The sequence below is a fragment of the Salmonella sp. NW645 genome (assembly GCF_051703725.1).
Classification (GTDB): Bacteria; Pseudomonadota; Gammaproteobacteria; order Enterobacterales; family Enterobacteriaceae; genus Salmonella; species Salmonella enterica.
The window spans coordinates 25,075-41,285 of the sequence record NZ_JAMMKR010000009.1 but is presented as its reverse complement, the minus strand read 5'-3'; the positions used below and the strand labels follow the sequence as shown (position 1 = coordinate 41,285).

The following is a 16,211-nucleotide window of genomic DNA, read 5'->3' as shown; positions in this document are numbered from 1 at the left end:
GAATTTTTATGCGCAATCGTACGCTGGCTGACCTTGATCGTGTCGTTGCCCTCGGCGGAGGGCATGGATTAGGACGCGTCCTCTCCTCGCTTTCTTCTTTAGGTTCGCGCCTGACCGGCATTGTGACTACCACAGATAACGGGGGGTCAACTGGCCGTATTCGCCGCTCGGAAGGCGGGATCGCCTGGGGCGATATGCGCAACTGTCTGAATCAGTTAATTACCGAACCCAGCGTCGCATCCGCTATGTTTGAGTATCGTTTTGGCGGTAATGGCGAACTTTCTGGTCATAACCTCGGAAATTTGATGTTAAAGGCGTTAGATCACCTGAGCGTGCGGCCTCTGGAAGCGATTAATTTAATTCGTAATCTGCTTAAAGTGGACGCGCAGCTGATCCCGATGTCGGAGCTACCGGTAGATCTGATGGCGATTGACGAACAGGGGCATGAGATTTACGGCGAGGTGAATATCGATCAGTTAGCGACGCCGCCGCAAGAGATCATGTTAACGCCGAACGTGCCGGCGACGCGGGAAGCGGTACAGGCCATTAATGACGCGGATCTGATTCTGATTGGCCCTGGCAGTTTTTATACCAGCCTGATGCCTGGCCTGCTGCTGGATGAACTGGCGCAGGCGCTGCGGCGCACCCCGGCGCCAATGGTGTATATCGGCAATCTGGGCCGCGAACTGAGTCTGCCCGCCGCCAGTTTAACGCTGGTCGATAAGCTGGCGATGATGGAGCAATATATTGGCAAAAAAGTCATTGACGCAGTGGTGGTTGGACCGCAAGTTGACGTCAGTGCGGTGAACGATCGGGTGGTGATTCAGGAAGTGCTGGAGGCCAGCGATATCCCCTATCGCCACGATCGTCAGTTACTACACAATGCGCTGGAAAAAGCGCTACAGGCGTTGGGTTAAGCCCGTTTACCGACGACGCTGCGCTTATCAGATGCCTGTTTACACCGAAGGGTAAACAGGCTCTCTCCCCCTTCTGATAAACTGCGTTCAGCTATCGCCAGTAGGCGCTCATGAGCGAGCTCACCTCTTTTTTCAGCAATATATTCTCCATGATCCCAGTAAAGTGGGTCTGATTGATCTCTTCCATTATCCGCATCCCAGCCATGCGCTCTGCGTCAGGATCACCCGCTATTCCTAACGCTTCCAGTTCAGCATTGACCCGGCTCTGATACTCATCCGTTTCAATATACTCAGCCCTTTTAGCCATCATTTCACGCCACTCTTCTGGCGCTATACGCTCCAGCACTTTATGCCACGGCCCCCACAGCGCAAACCATTTGTGAAAATCCCTATTTTCAGCAATTTTTATCCTTAATTCCGCCTCGTCAAGGTCAGACTCAGTGATACCCGAAACGTTATAAAATCGCATATCCTGGGTCATTGTTGTCAGCGACAGCGACTCTCGTAACTGATTCTGAAAACCCAGAAATACTTCGATTTCGTCAATAAAAAACAGCCGTTTTACCTTTTCTCTGGCGAGCGATTCTATTTGCTCCAGCCGAAAGATTTCACGCCCCGCCATAATCAGTTCCGCTAAGTGGCTATCAAAGACGCCTCTTTCAGCATCATGAACCAACGTCGCTTCCTGCATTTGGTGGTATGCCAGTGTGACCCGATCTTCACAGCTTATCGTTGCATCCATCGCTATAATAAATGCGGTTTCTCTTAGTGTGCTATCATCAGCCAGGCGCATTAGCCAGGCGGAGACTTGCTCCTTAAAATCCGAATGTCGGGTGTTCTGCGTATCGCCAAGACGATCCAGAAACATGCTGAAGGCTGCCGCGTTTACTTCCGTCTCAAACGCCCGCCATTGGTTGACGTCTTCCTCCTCGAGACAGGTTAGCCAACCCTGGACAGCTTGATGCAGTGGTCGAGTTACCCGAACAATTGAAAAGTCGCCCATGGCAAACAATACCCGGGGTCCCTGATAATCTACAGAGGACATTAGCCGCTGCATATTCTGTATTGTTCGTTCTGAAAAAGGATTATATTCTACGATTATTCTCGTAGGTTGAGGTCCCTCACCACGAAAATGGGGTAACGACTCCGGGAGACGGACCAGGCGATTGCGAGAGGCCTGCATTATTTGTAATGCCGCCGGGAGGTTTTCCGGTAGATTAATCAAAGCATTACGGGAAACATCCAGCGTTGTTATCGTGGGAGGTAGTGTTTCAGGCAGAACAGTAATCTGATTTTTACTTACATCCAGGAACTGTAATTCTGGTGGTAACGATGCGGGCAGACTGGTTAAGACATTTTCGCCGGCCTCCAGATTCTTCAGGCCCGGTGGCAATGTTTCAGGCAGAGCGGTTAACGAATTACTCTGCACATTCAAATGGGTAATCCCTGACGGAAGATGTTCTGGCAGTGTCCTTATGCTATTGTCATAAACGCTCAGGTACCGAAGTTCCTCAGGTAGATTTTCAGGTAAGGAACTAATTTTATTATGGAAAAGATCCAGCGATTGAAGCGCTGAAGGCAAACGTTCCGGTAATTCAGTAATACGGTTAATGCTCAGCTCCATTTTCTGTATGGTATCCGGTAACGTGGCAGGGATACTGGTTAGCCGATTACTGCTGGCATACAGGGTCTTTATATTTCCCTGTAAATTTTCCGGCAAACTTTTCAGTTCATTGTTATCGAGTGTCAGAGTAGTTATCTGCTCAGGAATACAGGCGGGTATAGTGGTAAGTCCTAATATTTTCAGACGGAGTTCCGTCTTATTATTTTTCAGGCAGTCACGCATCCGTTGTACGGCTTCTTCACGATTTGCTGCCTCTTCCGCTGGTGCCTCTTTTACCCACTCAGACCAGATTAACTCATAATTCACAGCAACTTTGGAGCCGGAAGCGCTACTCGCCTGCTCGCTTTCTGTTACACGGGTATAGGTGACTGACTTTCCCCCTCCCTCAACGGTATAGCCCTCTGTATTAAAAATTATAGACAGAATTTCCTGACTATTTTCATTCAAAATACAGTATTGGTCTGTCCCCCCTCTATTACTCTGAATATTATCCGCATACGCCGGGAAGGCTAACTCCCTCAAACATTCAAACTTGCCTTTGATCTCTTCTGGCGAGGCGGTTTCAGGTGGATGACAAAGATAAGCGATGCAGCTTTGTGCTTCAACCTGATGTTCTGAAGAGAAAAAGGCACTTATTTTATTCCATATCTCTTCTTTTAAAGGCACCTCTGTTGATGCCTCATTGCTAATACTTTGATGCCTTGCCGTAGATTGTATATTAGTAATATTAAACATATTTTCCCTACCTGATCTGAACGTAACCTAAAGTAACAGATAAGGATATTCTCAACTTTAAACAAGAGGTCATAGTCATCATTATTTCGGACAAATCATTCAGTATTTGCAGCGCTTGACTTATAAATGCTCGCGCTTCCATCACCTCTTTTTTAAGTAGAATGATGTAATCTGTTGCCATGACACGCTTTCAACGAACTCACATAAGATTAAAATGACGATCATAAGGATAGCTATACCGATAATACGGGGCGTTTTTTTTCATAGCCGAGGAGAGAGGGAAAATTAGCGTTGGGTTCAGCCTCAACGCTAATTTTCTTCAGTTGTGATTAAACTAGCTACCCCATTGATGTTTTGAGTTTTTCGACAATCTCGTTAGTCAAAGCCTGTCACTGTTTTTCATTCCTGACTGACTTAGCCCTTACTATTGCACTGAAATTCTCAAAAGCGAGCCATGGTAACGATGACTCGCTGCCGATCGACACATTGTCAGGACGCCGCGATAAACAACTCGCGTAACTGGTGCAACTGGTCGCGAATTTGCGCGGCTTCTTCAAACTCCAGATTTTGCGCGTGCTGCATCATTTGCCCTTCCAGTTCATGAATTTTCTGCTGCAACGCTTTCGGCGTCATATCCAGTTCGACAATTCCGGCTTTTGCCGTAGAACGGCCCTTGCCTTTCCCCTTCGCTTTGGTTTTCGCAATGTTCTGCCCCAGCGCCAGGATGTCGACCACTTTTTTATTCAGCCCCTGCGGAGTGATACCGTGCTCTTCGTTGTACTTCTGCTGCTTCTCGCGACGTCGCTCGGTTTCGCCAATCGCCTTCGCCATCGACGGCGTGATTTTATCGCCATACAGAATCGCTTTACCATTAACGTTACGCGCCGCGCGTCCTATGGTCTGAATCAGGGAGCGCTCGGAGCGCAGGAAGCCCTCTTTATCGGCGTCCAGAATCGCCACCAGCGAGACTTCCGGCATATCCAGCCCTTCGCGCAGCAGGTTAATCCCCACCAGAACGTCAAACTCGCCCAGACGCAAATCGCGGATGATTTCCATGCGCTCCACGGTATCAATATCTGAGTGCAGGTAACGCACGCGCTCGCCGTGTTCTTCCAGATATTCGGTCAAATCTTCCGCCATCCGTTTGGTAAGCGTAGTGACAAGGACACGCTCATTAATGGCCGCACGCTGACGAATTTCGGACAGCAGATCGTCCACCTGGGTCGCCACCGGACGCACTTCAATAATCGGGTCCAGCAGCCCGGTCGGTCGCACGACCTGATCCACCACCTCATCACCAGATTTTTCCAGCTCATAGTTGCCGGGCGTGGCGGAAACATAGATAGTTTGCGGCGCTAAGGCTTCAAACTCCTCAAACTTCAGCGGACGGTTATCCAGCGCCGAAGGCAGACGGAAGCCATACTCGACCAGCGTCTCTTTGCGCGCCCGGTCGCCGCGATACATGCCGCCTATCTGCGGGATGGTGACATGAGACTCATCCACCACCAGCAGTCCGTCGGCGGGCAGATAATCGAACAAGGTTGGCGGCGGTTCGCCCGGCCCGCGGCCCGACAGAAAGCGGGAATAGTTTTCAATGCCTGAGCAGTAGCCCAGCTCGTTCATCATCTCTAAATCGAACTGCGTGCGCTGGCTTAATCGCTGCTCTTCAAGCAGCTTATTATTTGCCAGCAAGACTTTACGCCTGTCCGCCAGCTCATCTTTTATCTCTTCCATCGCCTGCAGAATACGCTCGCGCGGCGTCACGTAGTGCGTTTTGGGATAGATGGTATAACGTGGCACCGTTGACTCTACCTGCCCGGTTAACGGGTCGAACAGCGACAGGCGTTCCACTTCTTCATCAAACAGCTCAACGCGTAACGCGATATCGTCAGATTCAGCCGGGAAGATGTCGATCACTTCGCCGCGCACGCGAAAGGTACCACGCTGAAAAGCTTGATCGTTACGGGTGTATTGCAATTCCGCCAGCCGACGCAAAATCGCGCGCTGGTCAATCAGCATTCCCACCGTCAGATGCAGCATCATTTTCAGGTAGAGATCCGGATCGCCCAGACCGTAAATCGCGGACACGGAAGCCACCACCACGACATCGCGTCGCTCAAGCAACGCTTTCGTTGCCGACAACCGCATTTGCTCAATATGTTCGTTTACCGAAGCGTCTTTTTCGATAAACGTATCCGAACTTGGCACATACGCTTCCGGCTGATAGTAGTCATAGTAGGAGACGAAATACTCCACCGCGTTTTCCGGGAAAAACTCTTTCATTTCGCCGTAGAGCTGCGCCGCCAGGGTTTTATTGGGCGCAAGCACCATCGTTGGCCGCTGCAAGTCCGCAATGACGTTGGCAATGGTGAATGTCTTCCCGGAACCGGTCACGCCCAATAACGTCTGATGCGCCAGCCCGTCCTCCAGCCCTTCTTCCAGACGACGTATAGCGTCCGGCTGATCGCCAGAAGGTTTAAAAGCGGAATTCAGTTTGAACGGTTTACTCATGAGCGGCTACCTGAAGGAGTGAGCGGGCAGGGGTGTAATTTTACTCTTGACGGTGAATATTGCCAATAAAAAATACTGGATGAAAAAACAGTAACACTCCAGTGTATAATGGCTATCGGCAGATACCCCACGCTATTTAGAGGTAAAACATAGACAGTCGCGGGGTAAAATTCCAGCAGTGTGCTGGTTATCCCCAGACCAGAGTCTTTTTTAACATTTGTCAAGTCGGATGATGAAAGTTTTATGTCAACGTATCCCCCTTCCTTTACAACCATTGATTTTATATAACTTGCTGTCTAGAAAGGGATATTTTCTCAAGCCGTCTTTCGCGCCAATTTAGTCGCAGGCCGCGTCGCCTCTCGCTTACGTTGTGTTTTCTAACTCTAATACACAAGGTTATCCACAGGAATAGTGGATAACTGCTTCCAGCCCGTATCCCCTGCCGCCTGGCAAAATCAGCCCCTGACGTTTTCGCCGGGCGATAAAAAAAAATTATCGCTATTTTTGGCAGATTATTGGCTAACGAGAAGGGAAAAATTGAGGCGTAGACGCTCACATTTTGCACATTTTTATCCTGGCGACGTCAGGAGGGTCTGGCGAAAGAACAGCAGGATCGTCTGATCCTGCAAGAAGGCGGTTTTTAAGCGCGGTCAGGCGCGTTCCAGGGGGCTAAGGTCCAGATACTGTCCTGTCGCCGCCTGCGATGGAGAAACGCCCAGCCACGGGATTTCCCCTAACAGCGGGGCCGGGATGACGCGGCGAAGCGTCGCGAGATATTCACCATGACGCGCGCCCGGCGGCTGTATGTCGTTGGCTATCCATCCGACAAGCGGTAATCCGGCCTGTTCTACCGCCAGCGCCGTCAGCATGGCGTGATTAATACAGCCCAGCTTGACGCCAACAACCAGAATCACCGGCAGCTGCTCCGTCTGTACCCAGTCGGCAAACGTCAGCGTGGCAGAGAGCGGTGTAAACCAGCCGCCCGCCCCTTCTGTCAACACCCAGTCTGCCTGCGCCTCCAGCGTTCGCAATCCGCGTGATAATACCGCCGCGTCTATCGCCCGGCCTTCGTCGGCGCTAACGATGTGGGGAGAGGTAGGCTCGGCAAAAGTATAAGGATTGATAGCGGAATAAGGTTGCGGCAGGCTGCTGTTACGCTGCAAGGCCAGGGCATCGCCATTGCGTAGCCCGTCGGTTGTCATTTCGCTGCCGGAAGCGACGGGCTTATAGCCTACGGTTTGATAACCTAACTGCGTTGCGGCCTGCAATAAGGCGCAACTGGCAACCGTTTTACCGACTTCAGTATCAGTACCGGTCACAAAATAGCGTTTAGTCACGTTCAATCACTCCCATAAAAAGATGGTACGTCAGCGGATATTTCCCCTGCCGCTGCGGCCATGCCAGTTGAATCTGTCTAAGCCGGGCGCGGGTTAATACATCCGACTCCCGCCCTTCATGAAGATGGGTGGCGCCAATGCCTTTAAGCGAGCGCATCGCACTCAGGGCATCCTCAAACCACAATGTCATCGCCTGAGTATGACGAGACGCCCGCCAGCCGCGCAGCGCGTGGTCAATTGCCTCTTCCGGCAAAAAGCTATTCGCGTGAGCGCGATTATCGACGGCCTGCCATGCCTGACGCAGCTCCGGCAACGACCCCTGGCACAAGGTGGTAAACGCCACCACGCCGCCGGGCCGTACGACCCGGTACAACTCGCTCAACGCATCACGTAAATCGCCGCACCACTGGACCGCCAGGTTGCTCCAGGCCAGGTCAAAAACTTCGGCGTCATGGGGAATCGCTTCGATATCCGCCAGCAAATAGTGATGCGCCGCCTGACGATCGCGCGCCTGTTGCAGCATCGCCAGCGAAAGATCCAGGGCGGTCACTTCGCTCCCCCGCTCTCGCCAGTAACGACTCATACGTCCAGGGCCGCAGCCTGCGTCCAACACACTGGCAAACTGGCGGCCTGCCAACAGCGTCAGCAGCGCATCCGCGCTGTGTTGCTGCAAAGAGGCGTGTTGTTCATATTGCGATGCGGCCCGGCCAAACGCCGCCGCAATAGCCTGCTTATTCACCTGCGCCATGCAGCACCTCCAGCAGACGGTCTATATCGCACGCTTCATGCGCCTGCGTTAACGTTAAGCGCAGGCGCGCCGTACCGACAGGCACCGTCGGCGGACGAATCGCCGTCGCCCAGCATCCTTGTTGACGCAGCGCCTCCGCCAGGCGCAATGCACGGCTGTTATCGCCCACGATTAACGGCTGGATGGCGCTATGGGCATTCAGTAGCGTAAATCGGGACGCGTTAACGCCGGCCCGAAAGCGCTGAACCAGAGCGGCGAGTTTTTCGCGCCGTTCACCACCTTCATCGCTACGGATCACCGCCAGCGAGGCGCTTAACGCCTGCGCCTGGGCGGGCGGCATACTGGTGCTGTAAACCAGATGGCGGGCGAATTGCAGCAGATAATCCGCGACGCTTTCCGAGCAGAGCACCGCTGCGCCGCTGACGCCAAACCCCTTACCGAAAGTCACTACCAGCAACTCAGGCTTCCCCCCCCGTTGCCAGCAGGTGCCCCGCCCCTCATCGCCAGTCACGCCGATGCCGTGCGCATCATCAACCAACAGCCAGGCATGATGCCTGCGGGCAATGTGCTGGATTTCCGCCAGCGGCGCGCTGTCGCCGTCCATGCTGTATACACCTTCTGTCACCACCAGTTGCTGACCCACGCAGGGCGATTGCAGTAAACGCGACAGATGCTGCGTATCGTTATGGATAAAGCGGCGAAGCTGCGCCGGACTCAGATTAGCGGCCTCCAGCAGGGAAGCATGACTCAACCTGTCGGCCACAATCCGGTCATTTTTTTTCATTAAGGCGGTAATGACCGCCTGATTCGCCGCAAAGCCAGAGATAAACAGTAGCGCGCGCGGATATCCTAACCATTGCGCCAGTTCCTCCTCTAACGCCCGGTGCGCCACGGAATAACCGCTGATATGACCCGACCCGCCGCTGCCGACGCCAAAACGCGTCGCTGCCTGTTGCCAGGCGCGAATAATCTGCGGGTGTTGACTTAAGCCGAGGTAATCATTGCTGGAGAAGTTAAGATACTGTCGCCCGTTCGCTACCAGCCAGCGTCCGGCGCCCTGCGACACCACATAGCGGCGGCGCAACGTATCCGTCGCCCGACGCGCCGTCAGCGCATCGTCGACGCGTTGTTGCCAACTCATAAGGCTGCCGCGTTGTAATAATCATCGGTGTCAGGCGTCATCAGCGTCTGCTCCAGACGTTGCTGCTGCTCGTTATCGCCCGCCAGCACCCTGGTCTGCTGCGGATTCAGCCCCAGCTTACGGAATAACTGCAGATCCTTGTCCTCTGCCGGATTTGGCGTAGTTAACAATTTGCAGCCATAGAAAATCGAGTTCGCCCCGGCCATAAAGCACATCGCCTGGGTCTGCTCGTTCATCTGTTCACGTCCTGCGGAAAGACGCACGTATGAGGTCGGCATCATGATGCGCGCTACGGCGATAGTACGAATAAAATCAAACGCATCCACGTCATCGTTATCCGCAAGCGGTGTGCCTTTCACCTTCACCAGCATGTTGATTGGCACGCTTTCCGGCGGCGTCGGCAGGTTCGCCAACTGCAACAACAGACCGGCGCGATCGGTAACCGTTTCGCCCAGACCCACAATGCCGCCAGAGCACACTTTAATCCCTGCTTCACGGACTTTTTCCAGCGTGTCGAGGCGCTCCTGATAGGTACGGGTAGTGATGATATTGCCGTAAAACTCCGGCGAGGTATCGAGGTTGTGGTTGTAGTAATCCAGCCCGGCATTAGCCAGACGCTGCGCCTGGCTCTCGTTCAACATACCGAGCGTCATACAGGTTTCCAGCCCCATCGCTTTGACGCCCTGTACAATCTGCTCCAGATAAGGCATATCGCGTTCATGCGGATTCTTCCAGGCCGCCCCCATACAGAAGCGGGTCGAACCGGCGTTTTTCGCTTTACGGGCGGAGTCCAGTACCTGCTCTACTTCCATTAAACGCTCGGCTTCCAGCCCGGTTTTATAGCGCGAGCTCTGCGGGCAGTATTTACAATCCTCCGGGCAGGCGCCGGTTTTGATCGACAGCAGCGTACTAACCTGTACCTGCTGCGGATCGAAATGCTGGCGATGAATTTGCTGCGCTTCAAACAGCAATTCCAGCAGTGGTTTTTCAAATAATTCGGTTACTTGCGACAGTGTCCAGCGTGGGTGGCGAGCCATCGGGCTTCTCCAAAATATGTTGTTTGTTTTTGATATGGTGTAGACTCGTAAACCTAAATCTTTTTAATTTGGTTTACAAGTCGATTATGACAACGGACGATCTGGCCTTCGATAAACGCCATATTTGGCATCCTTACACTTCCATGACCTCGCCGCTGCCGGTATATCCCGTTGAGCGGGCCGAAGGCTGCGAGCTGGTTCTCGCCTCGGGCGAACGCCTGATTGAGGGGATGTCCTCCTGGTGGGCGGCCATTCATGGTTATAACCACCCGCAATTGAATGCGGCGATGAAAGCGCAAATTGACGCCATGTCGCATGTCATGTTCGGCGGCATAACCCATCAACCTGCGGTGAATCTGTGCCGTAAGCTGGTCGCGATAACGCCTGAGCCGCTGGAGTGTGTCTTTCTGGCCGACTCTGGTTCGGTGTCGGTAGAAGTGGCCATGAAGATGGCGCTGCAATACTGGCAGGCGCGGGGCGAATCGCGTCAGCGTTTTCTGACGTTTCGCCACGGTTATCATGGCGACACGTTCGGCGCGATGTCGGTGTGCGATCCGGATAACTCCATGCACAGCTTGTGGAAAGGCTATCTGCCGGAAAATCTGTTCGCGCCGGCACCGCAAAGCCGGATGGATGGCGAATGGGATGAAAGCGACATCGCGCCATTTGCCCGCCTGATGGCCGCGCATCGCCATGAAATAGCCGCCGTGATTCTGGAACCTATCGTTCAGGGCGCGGGCGGGATGCGCATATATCATCCACAATGGCTCAGGCGTATTCGTAACATGTGCGATCGCGAAGGCATTCTGCTGATTGCCGATGAAATAGCCACCGGGTTTGGCCGTACCGGCAAACTGTTCGCCTGCGAGCACGCCGGGATCGCGCCGGATATTCTGTGTCTCGGCAAAGCCTTAACCGGCGGCACCATGACCCTCTCGGCAACGCTCACGACACGCCAGGTTGCAGAGACTATTAGCAACGGCGAGGCGGGGTGTTTTATGCATGGCCCGACGTTTATGGGGAATCCGCTGGCCTGCGCCGTCGCTTGCGCCAGCCTGACGCTGCTGGAAAGCGGCGAATGGCGTCAGCAGGTGGCGTCTATCGAGTCTCAGTTACGCGCTGAGTTAGCCCCCGCGCAAAGTTCGCCCTGGGTGGCGGATGTGCGGGTGTTGGGCGCGATTGGGGTGGTTGAAACCACGCATCCGGTCAATATGGCGGCGCTTCAACGCTTCTTCGTCGGGCAAGGCGTCTGGATCAGGCCGTTCGGCAGGCTAATCTACCTGATGCCGCCCTACATTATTCGTCCGGATCAACTGCGCCGTTTGACCCAGGCGGTCAATGACGCGGTACACAATGAAACATTTTTTAGCCATTAATCAGCGGTAAGCGATGCTGCTTCTGGCTACACTTCTGGTGAGTCAAAAGGAGAACGCATGAAACTTATCAGCAACGATTTGCGCGATGGAGATAAACTTCCTCATCGCCACGTTTTTAACGGTATGGGCTATGATGGCGATAATATTTCGCCGCATCTGGCCTGGGACGACGTGCCGATGGGCACCAAAAGTTTTGTCGTGACCTGTTACGATCCCGACGCGCCGACCGGCTCCGGCTGGTGGCACTGGGTGGTGGTGAACCTCCCGGCGGATACGCGCGTACTGACCCAGGGGTTCGGCTCAGGCCTGGTGGCCGTACCAGACGGCGTCATTCAGACGCGTACCGATTTCGGTAAAGCGGGCTACGGCGGCGCGGCGCCGCCTAAAGGGGAAACGCACCGCTATATCTTTACGGTTCACGCGCTGGACGTCGAGCGTCTTGAGGTTGATGAAGACGCCAGCGGCGCGATGGTCGGCTTTAACGTGCATTTCCATTCGCTCGCCAGCGCCTCGATCACGGCGATGTTCAGTTAAACGCTGTGCCGGATGGCGGCGTAAACGTCTTATCCTGCCAACGGGTTGGGTAAGCCGAATACGCGCCTCGCCATCCGGCAGCATTCACATAAAGTCCGGCACCAGACGCTGTAACGCGCCTTGCGCCAGCAGCGCCGTCGCACACTCAATATCGGGCGCGAAAAAACGATCCTGCGTATAGTGCGCCACCCGCTGGCGCAGTGTCTGCCGCGCCTGTTCCAGTAACGGGCTGGAGGTTAACCCTTCCCGTAAATCTATCCCCTGACAGGCAGCCAGCCACTCCACGGCAATGATGCCGCGGGTATTCGCCGCCATTTCCCAGAGTCGCCGCCCTGCCGCCGGGGCCATTGAGACATGATCTTCCTGATTCGCCGAGGTCGGCAGGCTATCCACGCTGTGCGGGTGCGCCAGCGCTTTATTCTCACTAGCGAGCGCCGCGGCGGTGACCTGGGCAATCATAAAACCGGAATTAACGCCGCCATTTTTTACCAGGAACGGCGGTAACTGCGACATATGTTTATCCATCATCAGCGCGATGCGCCGCTCCGATAGCGCGCCGATTTCCGCTATCGCCAGCGCCAGATTATCCGCCGCCATGGCAACCGGTTCAGCATGGAAGTTACCGCCGGAGATCACCTCCCCCGCATCGGCAAAGACCAGCGGATTATCGGACACCGCATTGGCCTCAGCCAGCAGTACCTCTTTCGTCTGACGTAACTGGGTCAGACAAGCGCCCATTACCTGCGGCTGGCAGCGAAGGGAATACGGGTCCTGAACTTTATGACAGTGGTGATGTGATTCAGCAATGGCGCTGGTATCGGTCAGCAGATGCCGGAACAACCGCGCGACGTCAATTTGCCCCTGTTGTCCGCGCGCGGCATGAATGCGCGCATCAAAAGGACGGCGCGATCCCAGTACGGCCTCGGTAGTCAGCGCGCCGCAGACAACGGCGGAGGCAAATAACTCCTGTGCCTCAAACAAACCGCGCAGCGCGAAGGCCGTCGACGCCTGGGTGCCGTTAAGCAGCGCCAGCCCCTCTTTGGCCGCCAGCGCGACAGGCTCCAGTCCGGCCTTTTTTAGCGCCGTCTGCGCCGGAAGCCATTCACCCTGCCAGCGCGCTTTTCCTTCGCCAAGCAGCGTCAGCGACAGATGCGCCAGCGGCGCTAAGTCGCCCGACGCGCCAACCGAGCCTTTTGCCGGAATCAGCGGATACACGCCGGCATTCACCAGAGCGATGAGCGCTTCTATCACGCTCAACCGAATCCCGGAAAACCCGCGCGCCAGACTATTGATTTTCAATACCATAATCAGACGCACCATCGCGTCATCCAGTGGGTCGCCTACGCCCGCGGCGTGAGACAGCACCAACGATCGCTGTAGATTTTGCAAGTCTTCATCAGCGATGCGCGTCTGCGCCAGCAGACCGAAACCGGTGTTGATGCCGTAGGCGGTACGCCCTTCGGCAACGATATCATTGACGCACGCGACGCTGGCGTTAATGCCGTCAATGGCGCTGGCGTCCAGCCGAAGCTGTACCGGATGACGCCAGACATCGTACAGTTGAGAGAGGCTTAACTGCCCCGGAGTGAGTGTCATGGTGTTCATATCAGCCTTTCCCCTGCGTCGCCGCAACCATCGGTAAATTCAGACCTTGCTCAACAGCGCATTCCACCGCGAGATCATATCCGGCATCGGCATGGCGCATGACGCCCGTCGCCGGATCGTTGTGTAACACGCGGCGAATACGCGCGGCGGCCTCGTCAGTGCCATCACAGACAATCACCATACCGGCGTGTTGCGAAAAACCCATCCCCACCCCGCCGCCATGATGGAGCGATACCCATGTTGCCCCGCTGGCGGTATTCAGCAATGCATTTAACAGCGGCCAGTCGGAAACCGCGTCGGAACCGTCGCGCATCGCTTCGGTTTCACGGTTAGGGCTGGCGACAGAACCGGAATCCAGGTGATCGCGGCCAATCACAATGGGCGCGGATACCTCGCCGCAACGCACCATTTCGTTGAACGCCAGCCCCAGTTTTTGCCGCCACTCCAGGCCTACCCAGCAGATACGCGCCGGTAGCCCCTGAAAATGAATGCGCTCGCGCGCCATATCCAGCCAGTGATGCAGATGTTTATCCTCAGCCACTATCTCTTTGACTTTGGCATCGGTTTTATAGATATCCTGCGGATCGCCGGACAGCGCCACCCAGCGAAACGGCCCGATGCCACGACAGAACAGCGGACGAATATAGGCTGGCACAAATCCCGGAAAATCAAAGGCGTTTTCCACCCCCATCTCTTTCGCCATCTGACGAATATTGTTGCCATAGTCAAAGGTCGGCACGCCCATTTGACTGAGCGCCAGCATCGCCCGAACATGCGCCGCCATGGAACGTTTCGCTGCCTGCATCGTCCCGTGGGGATCGGATTGCGCGTTTTTCTGATACTCCTCCCAGCGCCAGCCGGAGGGTAAATAGCCATGTAGCGGATCGTGGGCGCTGGTCTGATCGGTCACCAGGTCCGGGCGCACGCCGCGATTAACCAGTTCCGGCAGGATATCCGCCGCGTTCGCGCACAGGACGACGGACACGGCTTTCCCCTCGCGGGTGTAGCGCGTAATGCGGGCCAGCGCGTCATCCAGCGTGGCGGCCTGCTCATCCACGTAGCGAGTACGCAGACGAAAATCGATACGGCTTTGCTGGCATTCAATCGTCAGCGAACACGCTCCGGCCAGCGTCGCGGCTAGCGGTTGCGCGCCGCCCATGCCGCCCAGTCCGGCGGTCAGCACCCAGCGTCCCGCCAGCGTGCCGTTATAGTGCTGACGCCCCGCCTCGACAAAGGTTTCGTATGTTCCCTGCACGATTCCCTGGCTGCCGATATAGATCCAGCTTCCGGCCGTCATCTGACCGTACATCGCCAGCCCTTTCGCATCCAGTTCGTTAAAATGTTCCCATGTCGCCCAGTGGGGAACCAGGTTGGAGTTGGCGATTAATACCCGCGGCGCGTTGTCGTGCGTTTTAAATACGCCGACCGGTTTGCCAGACTGAATAAGCAACGTTTCGTCCGCCTCCAGCCGGGTGAGCGCATCAACAATAGCGTCATAGCATTCCCAGTTGCGCGCGGCGCGACCAATCCCGCCGTAGACCACCAGCTCATGCGGATTTTCCGCCACGTCAGGATCGAGATTATTCATTAACATCCGCAGCGGGGCTTCTGTCAGCCAGCTTTTCGCCGTTAATACCGTGCCTCGGGGCGCGCGGATAGTCTGCTGACGATACTTGCTTTCAGGCATAGCAATGACTCCTCATTGTTATCGGTCTGCCATCGCCAAATAACGCTAAAACGCCACTATCAGGCACCGCCGCAGACCCACAGATAAGAATCAGACATATACTTGTCTATACAAGTAAGCACAAGAATAGAATTAACAAAAATGATACAATTTTGTTATATTGTGTCAGCAATCACGTTTTCCGGCAGCAGTCCGCTCAGGAGATAAATCGTCCCTGTAGCCGGTAGCGCGACCCGGGGAAAAGTAAGCGGGCGTGAGAAACAATCCGCGACGCGGACCAGGTTGTACGACGAATGAGCAGACAAGGCTCATGCTCTTTGATAGTTAACCACGCGCACTCTTGCGCCGTGGCGCGCACCGCCTCCACAATATGTTCCCCTTCCGTTAGCGGCGCGATCCGCGACAAATAAGCGTGCGGCGTGGTCTGACGGTAATCCTGCGTCAGGTAATCCACGGCAATATCCGCATTCACGCAGCGATCTTCAATCTGTACCGGCAGATCGTTTTCATAATGCACCATGATGGAATGGAAAATGACATCGCTCTCATTGACGTTGAGAGCGCTGGCCTGGATGGCGTTTGCCCGCACACGCTCCAGCGTGAGCACCTCACAACGATGCTGATGACGGCGGGCGGCAATCTCCTCGGCGATACTGCGGACTTCAAACAGCGCGGACTGGCCTTTTGGTTCGGCGACAAACGTCCCCACACCCTGTAAACGCACCAGCCACCCTTCATCCGTCAACTCACGCAGCGCCCGGTTGATGGTCATTCGGCTAAAGCCATACTGAGCGACCAGTTCAGCTTCCGACGGAATGCGATCGTGCGGCTGCCAGACGCCGCCGGCTATTTTTTTACAGATGTCCTGTTTCACCGTTTCGTAAAAAGGCGCAGGCGCAGAACGGGAGCGGGATGAATACATGCGTGAAGCCTTCCTTATGCGGAGAGTGTTTTCCGGA

13 protein-coding genes are annotated in these 16,211 nt (G+C 54.9%); 3 read left to right on the top strand and 10 right to left on the bottom strand.

Features of this window, described 5'->3' with window-relative positions:
* Nucleotides 1-8 precede the first annotated feature (8 nt).
* Complete coding sequence (gene yvcK / locus NA389_RS18145; RefSeq protein WP_001246040.1) at nucleotides 9-917, top strand: uridine diphosphate-N-acetylglucosamine-binding protein YvcK; 909 nt, start codon at nucleotides 9-11, stop codon at nucleotides 915-917.
* Nucleotides 918-1,008: 91 nt separating this feature from the next.
* Here yvcK and slrP read toward each other — a convergent pair whose 3' ends face one another.
* From slrP to bioB, 7 genes are all read right to left on the bottom strand, one after another.
* Nucleotides 1,009-3,276 (bottom strand): SPI-1 type III secretion system effector E3 ubiquitin transferase SlrP, encoded by a 2,268-nt coding sequence (gene slrP, locus NA389_RS18140; protein WP_071645853.1) that lies wholly within the window; start codon nucleotides 3,274-3,276, stop codon nucleotides 1,009-1,011.
* A gap of 7 nt (nucleotides 3,277-3,283) precedes the next feature.
* Nucleotides 3,284-3,457: a hypothetical protein gene (locus NA389_RS18135; protein WP_001563585.1), complete on the bottom strand. Its 174-nt coding sequence runs from the start codon at nucleotides 3,455-3,457 to the stop codon at nucleotides 3,284-3,286.
* Between the two features lie 308 nt (nucleotides 3,458-3,765).
* On the bottom strand, nucleotides 3,766-5,787 hold the full coding sequence (gene uvrB / locus NA389_RS18130) for an excinuclease ABC subunit UvrB (protein WP_000042502.1): 2,022 nt from the start codon (nucleotides 5,785-5,787) through the stop codon (nucleotides 3,766-3,768).
* Nucleotides 5,788-6,437: 650 nt separating this feature from the next.
* Complete coding sequence (gene bioD / locus NA389_RS18125) at nucleotides 6,438-7,124, bottom strand: dethiobiotin synthase (protein WP_000167212.1); 687 nt, start codon at nucleotides 7,122-7,124, stop codon at nucleotides 6,438-6,440.
* The gene (gene bioC / locus NA389_RS18120; RefSeq protein ID WP_000079904.1) at nucleotides 7,117-7,872 is read right to left on the bottom strand and encodes a malonyl-ACP O-methyltransferase BioC; all 756 of its coding nucleotides are present in this window, start codon (nucleotides 7,870-7,872) and stop codon (nucleotides 7,117-7,119) included. Before bioC ends, bioD begins: the two co-directional genes overlap by 8 nt.
* A complete protein-coding gene (bioF, locus tag NA389_RS18115) occupies nucleotides 7,856-9,013 on the bottom strand; it encodes an 8-amino-7-oxononanoate synthase (protein WP_000118947.1) in 1,158 nt (385 codons plus the stop codon). Before bioF ends, bioC begins: the two co-directional genes overlap by 17 nt.
* The gene (bioB, locus tag NA389_RS18110; RefSeq protein ID WP_000090727.1) at nucleotides 9,010-10,050 is read right to left on the bottom strand and encodes a biotin synthase BioB; all 1,041 of its coding nucleotides are present in this window, start codon (nucleotides 10,048-10,050) and stop codon (nucleotides 9,010-9,012) included. Before bioB ends, bioF begins: the two co-directional genes overlap by 4 nt.
* An 86-nt stretch (nucleotides 10,051-10,136) precedes the next feature.
* On the opposite strand from bioB, the gene bioA reads away from it, so the two are divergent.
* Complete coding sequence (gene bioA / locus NA389_RS18105) at nucleotides 10,137-11,426, top strand: adenosylmethionine--8-amino-7-oxononanoate transaminase (protein WP_001632963.1); 1,290 nt, start codon at nucleotides 10,137-10,139, stop codon at nucleotides 11,424-11,426.
* A gap of 57 nt (nucleotides 11,427-11,483) precedes the next feature.
* On the top strand, nucleotides 11,484-11,960 hold the full coding sequence (locus NA389_RS18100) for a kinase inhibitor (RefSeq protein WP_000767407.1): 477 nt from the start codon (nucleotides 11,484-11,486) through the stop codon (nucleotides 11,958-11,960).
* Between the two features lie 84 nt (nucleotides 11,961-12,044).
* Here NA389_RS18100 and hutH read toward each other — a convergent pair whose 3' ends face one another.
* The 3 genes from hutH to NA389_RS18085 all read right to left on the bottom strand — a co-directional run bounded on the left by hutH (nucleotide 12,045) and on the right by NA389_RS18085 (nucleotide 16,174).
* Nucleotides 12,045-13,565, bottom strand: a complete 1,521-nt coding sequence (hutH, locus tag NA389_RS18095) for a histidine ammonia-lyase (protein ID WP_001095244.1) — start codon at nucleotides 13,563-13,565, stop codon at nucleotides 12,045-12,047.
* 1 nt (nucleotide 13,566) lies between these two features.
* Nucleotides 13,567-15,252 carry a urocanate hydratase gene (gene hutU / locus NA389_RS18090; protein ID WP_001115220.1) on the bottom strand — a complete coding sequence of 562 codons (1,686 nt, stop codon included), beginning with the start codon at nucleotides 15,250-15,252 and terminating at the stop codon, nucleotides 13,567-13,569.
* 196 nt (nucleotides 15,253-15,448) lie between these two features.
* Nucleotides 15,449-16,174 (bottom strand): histidine utilization repressor, encoded by a 726-nt coding sequence (locus NA389_RS18085; protein WP_000287413.1) that lies wholly within the window; start codon nucleotides 16,172-16,174, stop codon nucleotides 15,449-15,451.
* Between the last annotated feature and the right edge of the window lie 37 nt (nucleotides 16,175-16,211).

What these genes read in the sequence shown, in the direction of transcription:
- slrP (WP_071645853.1), bottom strand. Translation starts at nt 3,276, where the DNA reads ATGTTTAATATTACTAATATACAATCTACGGCAAGGCATCAAAGTATT.
- NA389_RS18085 (WP_000287413.1), bottom strand. Translation starts at nt 16,174, where the DNA reads ATGTATTCATCCCGCTCCCGTTCTGCGCCTGCGCCTTTTTACGAAACG.
- hutU (WP_001115220.1), bottom strand. Translation starts at nt 15,252, where the DNA reads ATGCCTGAAAGCAAGTATCGTCAGCAGACTATCCGCGCGCCCCGAGGC.
- NA389_RS18135 (WP_001563585.1), bottom strand. Translation starts at nt 3,457, where the DNA reads ATGGCAACAGATTACATCATTCTACTTAAAAAAGAGGTGATGGAAGCG.
- NA389_RS18100 (WP_000767407.1), top strand. Translation starts at nt 11,484, where the DNA reads ATGAAACTTATCAGCAACGATTTGCGCGATGGAGATAAACTTCCTCAT.
- bioF (WP_000118947.1), bottom strand. Translation starts at nt 9,013, where the DNA reads ATGAGTTGGCAACAACGCGTCGACGATGCGCTGACGGCGCGTCGGGCG.
- bioA (WP_001632963.1), top strand. Translation starts at nt 10,137, where the DNA reads ATGACAACGGACGATCTGGCCTTCGATAAACGCCATATTTGGCATCCT.
- hutH (WP_001095244.1), bottom strand. Translation starts at nt 13,565, where the DNA reads ATGAACACCATGACACTCACTCCGGGGCAGTTAAGCCTCTCTCAACTG.
- bioB (WP_000090727.1), bottom strand. Translation starts at nt 10,050, where the DNA reads ATGGCTCGCCACCCACGCTGGACACTGTCGCAAGTAACCGAATTATTT.
- yvcK (WP_001246040.1), top strand. Translation starts at nt 9, where the DNA reads ATGCGCAATCGTACGCTGGCTGACCTTGATCGTGTCGTTGCCCTCGGC.
- bioC (WP_000079904.1), bottom strand. Translation starts at nt 7,872, where the DNA reads ATGGCGCAGGTGAATAAGCAGGCTATTGCGGCGGCGTTTGGCCGGGCC.
- uvrB (WP_000042502.1), bottom strand. Translation starts at nt 5,787, where the DNA reads ATGAGTAAACCGTTCAAACTGAATTCCGCTTTTAAACCTTCTGGCGAT.